Source organism: Micromonospora sp. IBSANI012 (assembly GCF_052814045.1).
The window spans coordinates 4,176,180-4,191,393 of the sequence record NZ_CP199933.1 but is presented as its reverse complement, the minus strand read 5'-3'; the positions used below and the strand labels follow the sequence as shown (position 1 = coordinate 4,191,393).

Below are 15,214 nucleotides of genomic sequence, written 5' to 3'. Positions count from 1 at the left end.
GCGGCACGCGCCGGTCAGCCCGGTCAGTCGGCGGCCCGTGGCCGGTCCCGGTGACCGGAGTGCCGGCTGCCGGCCGTCCCACCGTCCCTCGGGTGGTCGCCCGCCGGCTGATCCGGGCCGCCGCCCCCCGCGCGGTCCGTGGGGCCGGTCGCTGCCGGCACGGAGCCGGCCCGCCGGTTGGCGGGGACGAACTCACGCAGCAGAATCTGCGCGATGCCGGCGGCCGGGATGGCCAGCAGGGCTCCCAGGAGGCCGCCCAGCTCCGCGGCGAGCAGCACGCTGACCAGCACGGTCAGTGGGTTCAGCTGGACGGCGCGGGACATGATGACCGGTTGCAGCAGGTGGTTCTCGACCTGCTGGTAGATCACGAAGAAGACCAGCACGACGACCCCGGCGGTGGGCGAGTGCAGGAAGCCCGCGCCGCCCGCGACGATGGCGCCGAGGGTCGCCCCCACCAGCGGGATCAGGTCCGCGATGGCGACCAACAGGGCGATCACGGCGGCGAACGGCACGCCGGTGAGCGCGAGCACCACGAAGGTCGCCAGGCCACAGATGAGGCTGATCAGGAGGTTTCCGCTCAGGTAGCCGGTGATGGTGCGCGCCGACGCCCGGCCGATGCGGCGTAGCCGCTCGGCCCGGGCGTCGCCGGCCAGGGCCAGCGTCCCGGCGGTGATCCGCGGCCCCTGCACCACCATCAGGTACGCCAGCACCACCACGGTCAACACTCCGGCGACGCCCTGAACCGTCCCACGGACCAAGCCGACCGTCGACCGGCCGAGTTGGCCGCCGAAGCGCTGGATCTGGTCGACATGGGCCTCGGCCTGCCGCCGCAGGTGGAACCGCTCCAGCAGCTCACCGACCGGCCCGCGCCCGGCCCGCGCCTCGCGCAACAGGTCCGGCGCCCGGTCCGCGAACCGCGCCAGCTCGTCCAGCAGGGGCACCACGATGAGTACGCCGAGCGCGGCGAGAGCCACGAAGGCGGCCAGGAACACCAACAGCGTGGCCGCCGCCCGACGCCGGACGATCCGTCGTTGCACCCGGTCCACCAGGGGATTCAGGGCCACCGCGAAGAACGCGGCCACCACCACCCAGATCAACACCCGCCGGGTCTCCCACACCATCGCCAGCCCGACCAGGGTGGCGAGGACCAGTCCGATGACAATCAGCGCCTGGCGGGCCGTGGACCGGTCGTCGGCGTTGCTCATCCGGCGCGGCTACCCTCCGCGAAACACCCGAAACACCATCGGAGCAGTTTCGATCTCTGGGCGTGCCGTCAGGTGAACGGGCTCGACGCGAGGCGTCGAACCCTGCCCGCCGTCCGACCTCGCGCTGGTCCTGACCAATGTGCGCCGCTGAACTCCCGCCAGCACTTACGGTGAGAGCAGTTGCAGGTGTCCGGGCAGGAGGCCGGTGAGTGGAGTCGTATCCGATCATCGAGTCACATGGCCTGATCGGGGACCTGCAGACAGCGGCGCTGATCGCGGACGACGGCACCCTTGACTGGTTCTGCGCGCCGCGGTTCGACTCGCCCAGCCTGTTCGCCGGACTGCTCGACCACAAGAGGGGCGGGTATTTCCGTATCGCACCCGATGGCGCCGAGAACGTCAGAAAGGAGCAGTTGTACCTGCCGGGGACACCGATCCTGATCACTCGGTTCCTGACGTCCGGCGGCGTGGGTGAAGTCATCGACTTCATGCCGGTCGCCGGCGACACGCCGACCGATCGTCATCGCCTCGTCCGGCTCGTCAACGTGGTGCGGGGCACCATCCGGTTCCGGGTCGATTGCCAGCCGCGATTCAACTATGGGCGCGACCGGCACGAGATCGAGATGTACGCCGACGGCACCGTTTTCCGCAGCCCGACGCTCAGTATGACGGTGCATCGGGTCCGCCCCGCCGACCAGCCCCCGGACGAAATCGAGATCGAACGCGACGGCGACGGGGTGCGCGCCTTCGCCACCTTTCGCGAGGGTGCCACCGGCGGGTTCCTCGTCGAAACCGGCTCCGGTGAGCCACCCCGGCTCATCGGGCCTGAGGAAATACGGGCCTTGTACAAGCAGACCCGGGACTATTGGCGGACCTGGCTCAGCGGCTCCTGCTATCGAGGACGGTGGCGGGAAGCGGTGGAGCGCTCCGCCCTGACGTTGAAACTGCTCACGTACGCGCCGACCGGCGCCCTGATCGCCGCTCCGACCGCGGGCCTGCCGGAGCAGATCGGCGGGACGCGGAACTGGGACTACCGCTACGCCTGGATCCGCGACGGCTCAGCTTCGGTCTACGCCCTGCTCGGTCTCGGCTTCACCGAGGAAGCGCGCCGATACCTGCTGTGGCTCAACGATCGGATCTGCGAGGCGGCCGACCGGGCGACGCCGCTGCACCACATGTACCGCGTCGACGGCTCGACCGCCCTCGACGAGGAACTCCTCGATCACCTGGAGGGCTATCGACGCTCCCGCCCGGTGCGGATCGGCAACGCCGCTGCCGACCAGCTCCAGCTTGATATCTACGGCGAAGCGCTGAGCGCCATCTACTTCGCCGACTCGTACGGACTGCGCAGCTCTTATCAGGCGTGGCTGAACACAGTGAAGTCCATCGACTGGCTCTGTGAGCACTGGGACAGACCAGATGAAGGGATCTGGGAGACCCGGGGCGGCCGCCAGGACTTCACCTTCGGCCGCGTCATGTCCTGGGTGGCTGTCGATCGGGCCATCCGCCTCGCTCAGCGGTACGGGGTACCCGGCGAGATCGACCGCTGGAGCACCGAGCGCGGCCGGATCTACCACCAGATCATGAACCGGGGTTACCACCCCGCGCGCCGGGCGTTTGTGCAGCACTACGACAGCGACGTCCTGGACGCGGCGCTGCTCACCATGCCGAGCGTGGGGTTCATCGCGCCCGACGATCCGATGTGGCAGTCCACACTGCGGGCGATGGACGACGAACTCGTTTCGGACAGCCTCGTCTACCGGTACAACCCCACCGCATCGCCCGACGGCCTGCCCGGCAACGAGGGCACCTTCAGCATGTGCACCTTCTGGTACGTCGAAGCCCTGGCCCGCTCGGGACGGCTGAACGACGCGCTGATCACTTTCGAGAAGATGCTCACCTACAGCACCCACCTCGGTCTCTTCGCGGAGGAGATCGGCCCGACCGGCGACCAGCTCGGCAACTTTCCCCAAGCCTTCAGCCACCTCGCACTGATCAGGGCCGCGATGACCCTCGATCAACTCATGGACGCTGCACCGGCACCGTGTCGCGCTCCGTTCGAAACCCTGGTCGAGCGGGGTTCACCGCGTCCGTGAAGACTCGTCCCAGGCGCCTGCTGCGGTCGAGTAGCGGTTCTCTCGGTGAGGCAGCGCGCTGCTGGCCTTAGAGAAAGTCCTCAACGCCCAGCACCGCACGGTCCGCGCCCTGAGCCGAACATGGCCCTGGCCAGGATGAAGTGCTAGGCGCACACCTGCCCGCCGGGACGTTGGCGGGGATGGGACCTTGGCACGCGCGGTCCAGCTCAGCGGGAGGTCATCGGGGAAGGTGAGCCTCGATGCCCGCGATGAGGGTCTGGATCGCCAACGTGAAGCTGCGGTCGCCGCCTGCGTCTGCGGTCGACGCGGTGGCCGGCCCTGCTGCGGGCGTGGGTTGCAGCGCAGCGAGGCGACCCAGGGTTCCGTTGCCCTCGGCGAGGAGGAAGCCCGAGAAGAGGCTGGCGAGGACCGCTCCGACGGGGGCGACCTCCGTGGCAGGCACGCCTGCGCTGGTGAGGACGCCGGTCAGCCCGGTCCAGAACGGGTCTTCCGGCTCGATGAAGTCCGGGCTGGCCAGGCTGTGCACGATCAGGTTGGGGTGCCGGTGCGCCAGCGCTCGGAAGTCACTCGCGAACCGGTGCAGCTGTTCCTGCCAGGTCCCACCGTCGACCCGGGGCTGGAACTGCGCGGCGACGAGGTTCTTGACGCCGCGTAGCAGCGCGGCCTTGTTCGGCACGTGGTGATAGAGCGACATCGGGTTGACGCCCAGCACCGCGGCCAGCTTCCGCATGCTCAGCGCGCCCACCCCGTCGGCGTCGATGAGTCGGAGCGCCGCGGTGTAGATGCCCTTTTCGCTGAGACGTGCGTCTCCCCGGCCGCCTGCGGCCTGTCCAGTCGTAGCCATACACCGTATGGTAGCAGCAGCCATACAGCGTATGGCTGACGTCCGGCACCCGGATCCATCGGCCGGTCACCGTCGGCAACCTCAGGTAAGGAGTCCACGTGTCGAGCAACCTCACGACCATCCCCGCCCCGCGCGGGGTTCCGATCGTCGGGAACGCGCTGCAGATCCCGTCCGACGGACCGGCGGCGTTCTTCGAGGAGACGGCCGGTCAGTTCCCCGAGGGCATCTACCGGCTCGCGCTGCCCGGCCGCGAGCTCGTCCTGGTATCGGACCCGGACCTGGTTGCGGAGCTGTGCGACGAGTCGCGCTTCTACAAGCCGATCGAGAAGCCGCACAGCGACGTGCGGGCGATCGCCGGGGACGGCCTGTTCACCGCGCGGGGGGACGAGCCGAACTGGGGCAAGGCGCACCGGATCCTGATGCCCGCGTTCAGTCAGCGGTCGATGAAGTCGTACTTCCCGGAAATGCTCGAGGTTGCCGATGCGCTGGTCGGCAAGTGGCGGCGCGACGAGGGCAAGGACCTCGACGTCGTCGCCGACATGACCCGCCTGACCCTCGACACGATCGGAATCACCGGCTTCGACTACCGGTTCGACTCCTTCGGCAGCGAGGAGGTGCACCCGTTCCTGCAGGCCCTGGCGGACTCTCTGCACGAGGCCATGGGGCGGCTGAAGCAGCCACCCTTCGTCACCGCGATGCGGCGCCGGCAGAACCGGACGTTCGAGGAGAACGTCCGCGTCATGCACTCGCTCGTCGAGGAGGTCATCCGCGAGCGCCGCGCGGGTGGGGGCGATGACCGCCGCGACCTGCTCAGCCTCATGCTCAACGCGGTCGACCCCGAGACCGGCGAGCCGCTGTCCGACGAGAACATCCGCAACAACGTGGTGACGTTCCTCATCGCCGGGCACGAGACCACCAGCGGTCTGCTGTCGTACGCCCTGTACCAGCTGCTGCGCAACCCGCACGTGCTGGCCCAGGCGTACGCGGAGGTCGACCGGCTGCTGCCCGGTGACACGGTGCCCACCTACGAGACGATCATGAAGCTGAACGTGATCCCGCGGGTCCTGGACGAGACCCTGCGCCTGTGGGGCCCCATCCCGGCGATCGCCCTGGCGCCGTACGAGGACACCGTGCTCGGTGGCCGCTACGCGCTGCCGAAGGACCAGCAGGTCATGGTCGTGATCCCGGCGCTGCACAAGCACCCCGAGGCGTGGGACCGGCCGACCGAGTTCGACATCGACCGGTGGCTGCCGGAGAACATCGCCCAGCACCACCCGCACGCCTACAAGCCGTTCGGCAACGGCGAGCGGGCCTGCATCGGCCGGCAGTTCGCCCTCACCGAGGCCCGGCTCGCCCTGGCCCTGGTCCTGCAGAACTTCGCGATCACCGACCCGAACGACTACCAGATCAAGGTCAAGGAGACGCTCACCCGCAAGCCGGACAACTTCCTGCTGCGGGTGCGCTCCCGCCAGCCGTACGAGCGATTCGACAGCGAGGTGCGGGCGGTGCCGGAGTCGCCTGCGGCGGCGGCCGCGGTGAACGTCGTCGGCGTCACGCTGCGCGTCGCGTACGGCTCGAACCTGGGCGCGTCGGAGGATCTCGCGCGGCAGCTGGCCGGCCGGGCCGAGCAGTCCGGCTTCGACACCACTGTGCTGACGCTGGACGAACTGGCCGACAACCCGCCCAACGATGGGATCCTCGTCGTGGTCACGCCGAGCTACAACGGCAAGGCCCCCGACAACGCGCAGCGCTTCGACGACCTCGCCGCCGCCGGCGGCCTGACGGCGGGATCGATGTCGAAGGTGCGGTTCGCGCTGCTCGGCACCGGCAACACGCACTGGATCACCTACCAGGCCTTCCCCAAGCGGGTGGAGGCGGTGCTGCTGGCGGCCGGCGCCACGCCGATCGTGCCGCGCGGCGAGGTCGACGCGAACGGCGACTTCGACGGCATGGCGACCACGTGGATGGACGCGCTGTGGACGGCGCTGGCCGCGGAGTACGGCGCGGACACCACGGCCACCACCGGTCCACGCCTGTCGCTGGAGGTCCTCACCGAGGCGCAGGTGCGCCCGGCGGTGGTCTCCGAGAAGGCGTACCCGATCACCGTCGTGGCCAGCGAGGAACTGGTCGGCGACCCGACCGGGCTGTGGGACTTCAGCATGGAGGCACCTCGCCCGCAGGCGCTGTCGATCACCGTCGAGCTGCCCGACGGGGTCGGCTACGAGACCGGCAACCACCTGGCCGTCTTCGGCAAGAACGACCCTGAGCTGGTGACGCGGGCGCTGCGGCTGCTGCGGGTACCCCGCGACCAGGTGGTCCGGCTGCGCCGCGAGGACGCCAGTGCTGGCACCCACCTGCCGATCGATGTGCCTGTGACCGCGGAGCTACTGCTGACGGAGTTCGTCGAACTGCAGGAGGTGGCCACCCGCACCCACCTGCGGGCGCTGGCCGAGCACACCCAGTGCCCGTGGACCGCCGGCCAGCTCCAGGGGTACCTCGACGACACCGATGAGGCGCGCCAGCGCTACCAGGACGAGATCCTCGCGAAGCGAGTTTCGGCCCTCGCCCTGCTGGAGCGGTTTCCCGCCGTCGAGTTGCCGCTGGCCGTCTTTCTGGAGCTGGCCGGGCCGATCCGGCCGCGTTTCTACTCCATCTCCTCGGCGGCCATGGTCGAGCCGAACCGGCCGCGACTGACCGTCGGCCTGGTGGAGGGTCCGGCACTGTCCGGCGACGGGGAGTACCGCGGCCTGGCCTCCCAGTACCTGGCCCGGCTGCGGCCCGGCGACGTGTTCTTCGGGTACGTCCGCGTCCCGGCCCCGCCGTTCCACCCGCCGGCCGACCCGACCACGCCGATGATCCTCGTCGGTCCGGGCACCGGCTTCGCCCCGCTGCGCGGCTTCCTCGAGGAGCGCGCCGCCCAGCAGGCCAGCGGTGTCGAGGTCGGCCTGTCGAAGGTCTTCTACGGCTGCCGGCACCCGGAGCACGACTGGTTCTACCGCGACGAGATGCAGGCCTGGCAGCAGGCCGGCCTCGCCGAGGTGCACCTGGCGTTCTCCACCGTGCCCGATCACCCGCACAGGTACGTCCAGGACGCCATCACCGCCGACGGCGACGCCATCTGGGACGCGATCCAGAACGGCGCCCACCTCTACGTCTGCGGCGACGGCCGGCGGATGGCCCCGTCGGTACGCCAGGCGCTGGCCGGCATCTACCGCAGCCACACGGGCGGCAGTGCCGACGACGCCGAGAAGTGGCTCGACCAGCTCGACGCCGACGGGCGCTACCAGCAGGACGTCTTCGCCTGATCGCCGGTTCGACGGTGCGGCGCGGACCGCCGCATCCGACACCCATGCCCCGCGCGGTGGGGGCGACCGCACGCACCGCGAGACAAGGAGAATGTCATGTCCACCATGCTCGCCGGCCGGCTCGACTACAAGACGGGGCGGTTCGCGATGGAGGAGGTACCCGTCCCGCAGCCGGGACCGGGCCAGGTGAGGATCAAGGTCGCCGCGGCCGGCATCTGCCTGTCCGACGTCCACCTCATCGACGGGAGCCTGCGGCTGGAAACCGGCGTCGACAAGGTGACCCTGGGGCACGAGGTGGCCGGCGTCATCGACACCGTCGGTGCGCAGGTACCCGCCGAATGGCAGGTCGGGCGGCGCGTATTGCTGCAGGCCGGCCAGCCCTGCGGCGCCTGCCCACCCTGCCTCCTGGGGCGGGTCGGCCATTGCCAGCACCCGCTGACCCGCGGGGTCGACTACGACGGCGGCTGGGCCGAGTACGCCATCGCCGAGCACTTCACCCTGGTCGGCGTCCCCGACGACCTTCCGCTGGAGCAGGCCGCGATCATCCCCGACGCGGTCTCCACCCCCTGGGGTGCGATCGTCGGCACCGGTGAGGTACGCCCCACCCAGGCCGTCGGCGTGTGGGGGCTGGGCGGTCTCGGCGCCCACGCCGTCCAGTTGCTGCGTCTCGTCGGGGCCGCCCCCATCGTCGCCGTGGATCCGATCCCGGATGCCCGGGCCCGGGCCCTCGCCCTGGGTGCCGACCACGCCCTCGACCCCCGCGCCGCCGACTTCGACGAGCAGGTACGCCGGCTCACCGGCGGGCGCGGCCTCGACGTCGCCTTCGACCTGGCCGGCGCCCCGCCGGTCTGGACCCAGGCCCAGACCGTCCTCGCCAACGAGGGCCGGCTGGTCCTGGTCGGACTGGCACCCCAACCGCTGACCATTCACGAGACCACCCTGTTCAGCTACCTGAAGCAGCAGATCCGTGGGCACTACGGCAGCCTTCCGGAGCACGTCGAGCAGCTCGTCTCCCTGGTGGGGCATCACCGCCTCGACCTCTCCGGGTCGATCAGCGATGTGCTCCCGCTGTCCGAGGCACCCCGGGGCGTCGAACGGCTGGTGAAGAAGGAAGGGAGCCCGATCCGGCTGATCCTCAAGCCCTGACAGCCGGTGCGGGTCGTGAGGCTCTCGCCTCCTATTCCGCAAGCCGACGTTGGCACGCCGGCAGGGTGGGTCACCCTGCCGGCGCAGCCTGGACAAGGAGACCGGTTATGGCTTGAACTCGATTCGCTCTACGTGGTGAGTCGGACATTGCGAGCCAACCGGGCTGACGCGCCGACGGCGATGCCGCCGTCGCGCCTGAGTCAGTAGACGCCGACGGCGGCATCACGAAATTGACTGCTGTCGTCACCCGGCTGCCAGTTGTATTTCACCACGGACGAGGATCATGGATTTGTGGTCGAACTCGCCCCTCGGACACAAACAATTGCCCCACGGTGCGCGCTGCGATCCATTGCAGCGCGCACCGTTTGCGTTGCACCGGGGTGGCCGCAGGACCGCGAGACGATCGGCCGCGGGCTGGCGTCCCGGTGGCTGCCGCCGGGCCGTCAAAGCGATGTCAAAAATCTTCCGCCGGGCGTAGCGAACGTGTGAAAGCCATCGACGGTGGCTGCCGGCCGGACTGGTATGGCCGGAGGCGGGCCTGAAGTGCGGGCCCGTGCTGTCGCCGGAGGCGTGCTGTGTCTGTCGATCGAGATCAGGAAGCCGGGACGTACGGGGAGCGGACCCCGGCGGGGATCAGCGTCGCGGTGGGCTGGGCGGTGATGGTCGGGACGGTGCTGTTGGGTGCCGCCGTGTTCCCGCCGGTGGACCTCCCGGCCCGGGCGCTCCTCGTCGCCGTCGCCGCCGGGGCGTACGCGGCGCTGGTCGCTGACCTGCGGGCGGTCGCCGCGGTGACGGCCCTGGCGATGGCCACGTTCGTCGGGTTCCTCGCGCACCGGTTCGGTGAATTGACCGGTGGCGGTGGCGCCTGGACCTACGCGGCGTTGATCGCGTTCGCCGCGGTCCTCGGCACCGGCTACCGGCGCCTGCGCGCGATGGCCTCGGCCGATGGCCAGGAGGCGTCTCGGTATCCGTCGGTGGTCGGGCCCCGTACCAGCGTCGTCGCGCCCCCGGACGACGCGCCGGACGGTCCTCGTGCGGCGTGACCGCGCCGAGGCTGCCCAGGACGGGACGACCGGTGCGGCCGGCGCCGGCCTGTCGATCGCCGTGGAGTTGGTGACCGGGCGTGGCCAGGACTGGTGGCCACGCCCGGGTCGCGTCTTCGCGGCCAGTACGGCGCACACCTTCGCCGACCTCGCGGAGGCGATCGACGTCGCCTTCGGCCGCCGGGACCTGGATCACCTCCTGCCCCCGGCGCCTCGTTCGCCTACGTGTTCGACCTGGGCGAGGACTGGACGCACCTGTGCACCGCCCGCCGCGTCGACGACCGCTGGGAGGCGGCGTCGCGGACGCCGTACCCGCTGCACGGTTGGGGTGTGGTCCCGGACCAGTACGGACGGACCCTCCCCGCCGCCCCCGCCGGCTCATCCCGGCGCGCGGCGGCGGTCCGGGCGGACCTGCCACCCATCCTCCCGTCCTGGGGTGCGTGCCGCTGACCGCTGGCATGCGGTGACCGTCGTCACCCGATTAGGGGCCTGCGTCAAAAGCACGTCAAGAAACGGTGGTTACCCGTCATGGTCGCGTTATAGCCCCTGTCCTTTAAGGGGGTGTGGCGTTTTGATTGCCCGGCGCGACCGGAAGGCGGTCGTGACGAAGGAATCCGCGATGAGGAGTCAGCTGTGTCTGACGTGGTGTTCGTGCTGGTAACGGTGGCGCTGTTCGCAGCGCTCGCCCTGGTGGTAAGGGCGGTGGAGAAGCTGTGAGCGCCGTCAACGCCGTCGGCCTGGTGCTGGCGATCGGCCTGGGTGTGTTCCTGGTGGTCGCCCTGCTGTTCCCGGAGCGCTTCTGATGACCACGACAACAGCCGGCGTCATCTTCATCCTCTCCCTGATCGCGGCGCTCGTCGCGGTCTACAAACCCTTCGGCGACTACATGTACCGGGTGGTCTCCGGTACCCGGCAGTCCCGGGTAGAGCGGGGGATCTACCGGCTGGTCGGGGTCAACCCGGCCGCCGAGCAGTCCTGGGGCGTGTACGCCCGCAGCGTGCTCGCCTTCTCCGCCATCTCGATCCTGTTCCTGTACGCGTTCCAGCGGGTGCAGCAGCACCTGTGGCTGTCGCTGGGGTTTCCCGCGGTCGTGCCGCATGGCGCCTGGAACACCGCGGTGTCGTTCGTGACTAACACCAACTGGCAGTCGTACTCGGGTGAGTCGACGATGGGTCACCTGGTGCAGATGGCTGGGCTGGCGGTGCAGAACTTCGTCTCCGCCGCCGTCGGCATCGCGGTCGCGGTCGCGCTGGTCCGCGGCTTCGCCCGCAGCCGCACCGGCGAGCTGGGCAACTTCTGGGTCGACCTGACCCGGATCGTGCTGCGGATCCTGCTGCCGATCGCGGTGCTGGCCACGCTGGCCCTGATGATCGGTGGCGCGGTGCAGAACCTCTCCGGCGGCACCGACGTGACCACCCTGACCGGCGGCGGCCAGACCGTCACCGGCGGCCCGGTCGCCAGCCAGGAGGCGATCAAGGAACTCGGTACCAACGGCGGCGGCTTCTACAACGTCAACAGCGCGCACCCGTTCGAGAACCCGACCACCTGGACCAACTGGCTGGAGATCTTCCTGCTCCTGGTGATCCCGTTCAGCCTGCCCCGGGTCTTCGGCCGGATGGTCGGGCAGAACCGGCAGGGCTACGCGATCGCGGCCGTGATGGGGATCCTGGCGTTCGTCAGCATCGCCCTGACCAACGTCTTCGAGCTCGCCGGACACGGCACCGTGCCGCAGGCGGTCGGGGCGGCGCTGGAGGGCAAGGAGGTGCGGTTCGACGTGTCGAACTCGGCCACCTTCGCCGCCGCCACCACGTTGACCTCGACCGGTGCGGTGAACTCGTTCCACGACTCGTTCACCTCGCTCGGCGGCATGATGACGATGGTCAACATGATGCTCGGCGAAGTCGCGCCCGGCGGCACCGGTTCCGGTCTCTACGGCCTGCTCATCCTGGCGGTGATCACCGTGTTCGTCGCCGGCCTGATGGTCGGCCGGACCCCGGAGTACCTGGGCAAGAAGATCGGATCGCGGGAGATCAAGTTCGCCTCGCTGTACTTCCTGATCACCCCGGCGCTGGTGCTGGTCGGCACCGCGGCCGCGTTCGCGACCGGAAACAACTCGACGGCGCTCAACGTCGGACAGCACGGGCTGTCCGAGGTGCTCTACGCGTTCACCTCGGCGAGCAACAACAACGGCTCCGCCTTTGCCGGCATCACGGTCAACACCACTTGGTGGGACACTGCGCTGGGCCTGTGCATGCTGCTCGGCCGGTTCCTGCCGATCATCTTCGTGCTCGCGCTGGCCGGCTCGCTCGCCCGCCAGGCACCCACCCCCGCCTCCGAGGGCACCCTGCCGACCCACCGACCGCTGTTCGTCGGAATGGTCGTCGGCGTCACGCTGATCCTCGTCGCGCTGACCTTCCTGCCCGCACTCGCTCTCGGCCCCCTCGCCGAAGGGCTGTGACCACCATGAGGAACAAGAACATGTCCGTCACGCCAGTGACATCCGGGACCGAAGAACAGCCGACCGCCGGCACCCCGGCCACCCACGGCAACCGGGGCGGTGGTCTGCTCGACCCCCAGCAGCTCATCAGGTCGCTGCCGGACGCGCTGCGCAAGCTCGACCCGCGCACGCTGTGGCGCAACCCGGTGATGCTGATCGTCGAGATCGGCGCCGCGTTCACCACCGTCCTGGCGGTGACCGAACCGTCGGTGTTCGCCTGGGCGATCACCGTCTGGCTCTGGCTGACCGTGCTCTTCGCCAACCTGGCCGAGGCGGTGGCCGAGGGCCGGGGCAAGGCCCAGGCCGCCGCCCTGCGGCAGGCGAAGAGGGACACCATCGCCACCCGGCTGATCGGTTGGACGCCCGGCGCGGCGGCGAACACCTACCGCGACGAGGCCGTGCCGGCCCCCGCGCTCAAGCAGGGCGACGTCGTCCTGGTCGAGGCGGGCGGGATCATCCCTGGTGACGGCGACGTGGTCGAGGGCATCGCCAGCGTGGACGAGTCCGCCATCACCGGCGAGTCCGCCCCGGTGATCCGGGAGTCCGGCGGCGACCGCAGCGCGGTCACCGGCGGTACGAAGGTGCTCTCCGACCGGATCGTCGTCAAGATCACCCAGAAGCCGGGGGAGAGCTTCATCGACCGGATGATCGCCCTGGTGGAGGGCGCCAACCGGCAGAAGACCCCGAACGAGATCGCGCTGAACATCCTGCTCGCCGCGCTCACCATCATCTTCCTGCTGGCCGTGGTCACCCTCCAGCCTCTGGCGATCTTCTCCAAGGGGTACCAGGCGGCCGCGCCGGACAGCGGCGCGATCACCGACGCGGGCGTCAGCGGCGTCGTCCTGGTATCGCTGCTGGTCTGCCTGATCCCCACCACGATCGGCGCGCTGCTCTCCGCCATCGGCATCGCCGGCATGGACCGGCTGGTGCAGCGCAACGTCCTGGCGATGAGCGGCCGGGCGGTCGAGGCCGCCGGGGACGTCAACACCCTGCTGCTCGACAAGACCGGCACGATCACCCTGGGCAACCGGCAGGCCGCGGAGTTCCTGCCCGTCGAGGGCGTGACCGCCGAGCAGGTCGCCGACGCCGCCCAGTTGTCCAGCCTCGCCGACGAGACCCCGGAGGGGCGCTCGGTCGTGGTGCTCGCGAAGAACGACTTCGGGCTGCGGGAGCGCGAGCCCGGCGTGATGCCGCACGCCACCTTCGTGCCGTTCACCGCGCAGACCCGGATGAGCGGCGTGGACCTCGGCGCGGAGAGCGTCGCCGGCGGGGTCCGCCGGATCCGCAAGGGCGCCGCCGCCGCGGTGATGAAGTGGGTACGCGAGAACGGCGGTCACCCGACCGAGCAGGTCGGCCAGCTGGTCGACGAGATCAGCGGCATCGGCGGCACCCCGCTGGTGGTCGCCGAGCACCTCGACGGGGAGCCGGCCCGCACCCTGGGCGTCATCCACCTCAAGGACGTCGTCAAGACGGGTATGCGGGAGCGGTTCGACGAGATGCGCCGGATGGGCATCCGGACCGTGATGATCACCGGTGACAACCCGCGTACCGCGAAGGCGATCGCCGACGAGGCCGGCGTGGACGACTTCCTCGCCGAGGCCACCCCGGAGGACAAGCTCGCCCTGATCCGTAAGGAGCAGGAGGGCGGCCGGCTGGTCGCGATGACCGGCGACGGCACCAACGACGCCCCCGCCCTGGCCCAGGCCGACGTCGGCGTCGCGATGAACACCGGCACGTCGGCCGCCAAGGAGGCCGGCAACATGGTCGACCTCGACTCCGACCCGACCAAGCTGATCGAGATCGTGGAGATCGGCAAGCAGTTGCTGATCACCCGGGGGGCGCTGACCACCTTCAGCATCGCCAACGACATCGCGAAGTACTTCGCGATCATCCCGGCCATGTTCGCGGGGCTGTACCCGAGCCTGGACGCGCTGAACGTCATGCGGCTGGCCAGCCCCGAGTCGGCGATCCTCTCGGCGGTCATCTTCAACGCCCTGGTGATCATCGCGCTCATCCCGCTCGCCCTGCGCGGCGTGCGCTACCGGCCCGCCGCCGCGTCGAAGCTGCTCAGCCGCAACCTGCTGGTCTACGGCCTCGGCGGCATCATCGTGCCGTTCATCGGCATCAAGCTCATCGACCTGCTCATCCAGTTCATCCCAGGGATCTCGTGATGCGCCTACCCACCTGGCTCGCCCAACACCTCGCCGCCCTGCGCGCGCTGCTCGTCTTCACCGTCCTGCTGGGGCTGGCGTACCCGCTCGCCCTGGTCGCGGTCGGCCGGCTGCCCGGCCTCAACGACAAGGCGGACGGCTCGCTGCTCGCCGCGAACGGGAAGACCGTCGGCAGCGCGCTGATCGGGCAGTCCTTCACCGACGCCGACGGCAACCCCGTCCCGCGCTACTTCCAGTCCCGGCCGTCGGCGGCCGGCGACGGCTACGACCCCACCTCCACCGCGGCCAGCAACCTCGGCCCGGAGAGCGTCGTCGACACCATCGCCACCGACCCGGCCGAGTCGACCCCGAGCCTGCTCACCCAGGTCTGCGCCCGCGGCAAGGCCGTCGGGGAACTCGAGGGCGTCGACGGGCGGCGGCCGTACTGCACGTCCGACGGGGTCGGCGCGGTGCTCGCGGTGTTCCGCGCCGACGGCCTCACCGGCCGGATCACCCGGGTGGTCAGCGTCAACCAGACCGCCCCGGCCACGCCGTTCGTCGCCTCGTACGAGGGCGTGCCGGTCGAGCTGGCCAAGCCGGGCGAGGACTACGTGGCGGCCGGCGGCCTGATCACCCCGATGCGTGGTGACGCTCCCGCCGACCCTGCAGTGCCGTCCGACGCGGTCGCCGCCAGCGCCAGCGGCCTCGACCCGCAGATCTCCCCGGCGTACGCGAAGTTGCAGGTCAACCGGGTCGCGCGCGAGCGGGGCGCGGACCCGGCGGCGGTCCGCCGCCTGGTCGACCAGCACACCACCGGGCGGTCGCTGGGCTTCATGGGTGCGCCGGGCGTCAACGTCCTGGAACTCAACCTCGCCCTCGACCGGCAGTTCCCGGCCCGCTGATCCACCACCACGGGCGAGGTCGGACC

At 70.3% G+C, this 15,214-nt stretch carries 11 protein-coding genes; 9 read left to right on the top strand and 2 right to left on the bottom strand.

All coding sequences use genetic code 11. The features are described from left to right. Window positions 1–23: 23 nt before the first annotated feature. On the bottom strand, window positions 24–1,205 hold the full coding sequence (locus ACTWM8_RS19305) for an AI-2E family transporter (RefSeq protein ID WP_446210270.1): 1,182 nt from the start codon (window positions 1,203–1,205) through the stop codon (window positions 24–26). Between the two features lie 209 nt (window positions 1,206–1,414). Here ACTWM8_RS19305 and ACTWM8_RS19300 point away from each other — a divergent pair, with 209 nt between their 5' ends. Beyond that, window positions 1,415–3,301, top strand: coding sequence for a glycoside hydrolase family 15 protein (locus ACTWM8_RS19300; protein ID WP_446210269.1), 1,887 nt, complete (start codon window positions 1,415–1,417; stop codon window positions 3,299–3,301). A gap of 217 nt (window positions 3,302–3,518) precedes the next feature. Here the strand turns inward: ACTWM8_RS19300 and ACTWM8_RS19295 are convergent, their stop codons facing one another. Next, window positions 3,519–4,145, bottom strand: coding sequence for a TetR/AcrR family transcriptional regulator (locus ACTWM8_RS19295; RefSeq protein ID WP_446210268.1), 627 nt, complete (start codon window positions 4,143–4,145; stop codon window positions 3,519–3,521). Window positions 4,146–4,243: 98 nt separating this feature from the next. Here ACTWM8_RS19295 and ACTWM8_RS19290 point away from each other — a divergent pair, with 98 nt between their 5' ends. The 8 genes from ACTWM8_RS19290 to ACTWM8_RS19255 all read left to right on the top strand — a co-directional run bounded on the left by ACTWM8_RS19290 (window position 4,244) and on the right by ACTWM8_RS19255 (window position 15,188). Then, a complete protein-coding gene (locus tag ACTWM8_RS19290; RefSeq protein WP_446210267.1) occupies window positions 4,244–7,450 on the top strand; it encodes a bifunctional cytochrome P450/NADPH--P450 reductase in 3,207 nt (1,068 codons plus the stop codon). A gap of 96 nt (window positions 7,451–7,546) precedes the next feature. Next, the gene (locus ACTWM8_RS19285; protein ID WP_446210266.1) at window positions 7,547–8,596 is read left to right on the top strand and encodes a zinc-binding dehydrogenase; all 1,050 of its coding nucleotides are present in this window, start codon (window positions 7,547–7,549) and stop codon (window positions 8,594–8,596) included. Window positions 8,597–9,171: 575 nt separating this feature from the next. Continuing rightward, window positions 9,172–9,639, top strand: a complete 468-nt coding sequence (locus ACTWM8_RS19280) for a hypothetical protein (RefSeq protein ID WP_446210265.1) — start codon at window positions 9,172–9,174, stop codon at window positions 9,637–9,639. A gap of 225 nt (window positions 9,640–9,864) precedes the next feature. Then, a complete protein-coding gene (locus ACTWM8_RS19275; RefSeq protein ID WP_446210264.1) occupies window positions 9,865–10,089 on the top strand; it encodes a hypothetical protein in 225 nt (74 codons plus the stop codon). Window positions 10,090–10,352: 263 nt separating this feature from the next. Beyond that, window positions 10,353–10,442 (top strand): K(+)-transporting ATPase subunit F, encoded by a 90-nt coding sequence (gene kdpF / locus ACTWM8_RS19270; protein ID WP_036343797.1) that lies wholly within the window; start codon window positions 10,353–10,355, stop codon window positions 10,440–10,442. Then, window positions 10,442–12,097, top strand: a complete 1,656-nt coding sequence (gene kdpA / locus ACTWM8_RS19265) for a potassium-transporting ATPase subunit KdpA (RefSeq protein ID WP_446210263.1) — start codon at window positions 10,442–10,444, stop codon at window positions 12,095–12,097. The genes kdpF and kdpA overlap by 1 nt, the downstream gene beginning before the upstream one ends. A gap of 20 nt (window positions 12,098–12,117) precedes the next feature. Continuing rightward, a complete protein-coding gene (kdpB, locus tag ACTWM8_RS19260; RefSeq protein ID WP_446210262.1) occupies window positions 12,118–14,307 on the top strand; it encodes a potassium-transporting ATPase subunit KdpB in 2,190 nt (729 codons plus the stop codon). Next, window positions 14,307–15,188, top strand: a complete 882-nt coding sequence (locus ACTWM8_RS19255) for a potassium-transporting ATPase subunit C (RefSeq protein ID WP_446210261.1) — start codon at window positions 14,307–14,309, stop codon at window positions 15,186–15,188. Before kdpB ends, ACTWM8_RS19255 begins: the two co-directional genes overlap by 1 nt. Window positions 15,189–15,214: the final 26 nt, after the last annotated feature.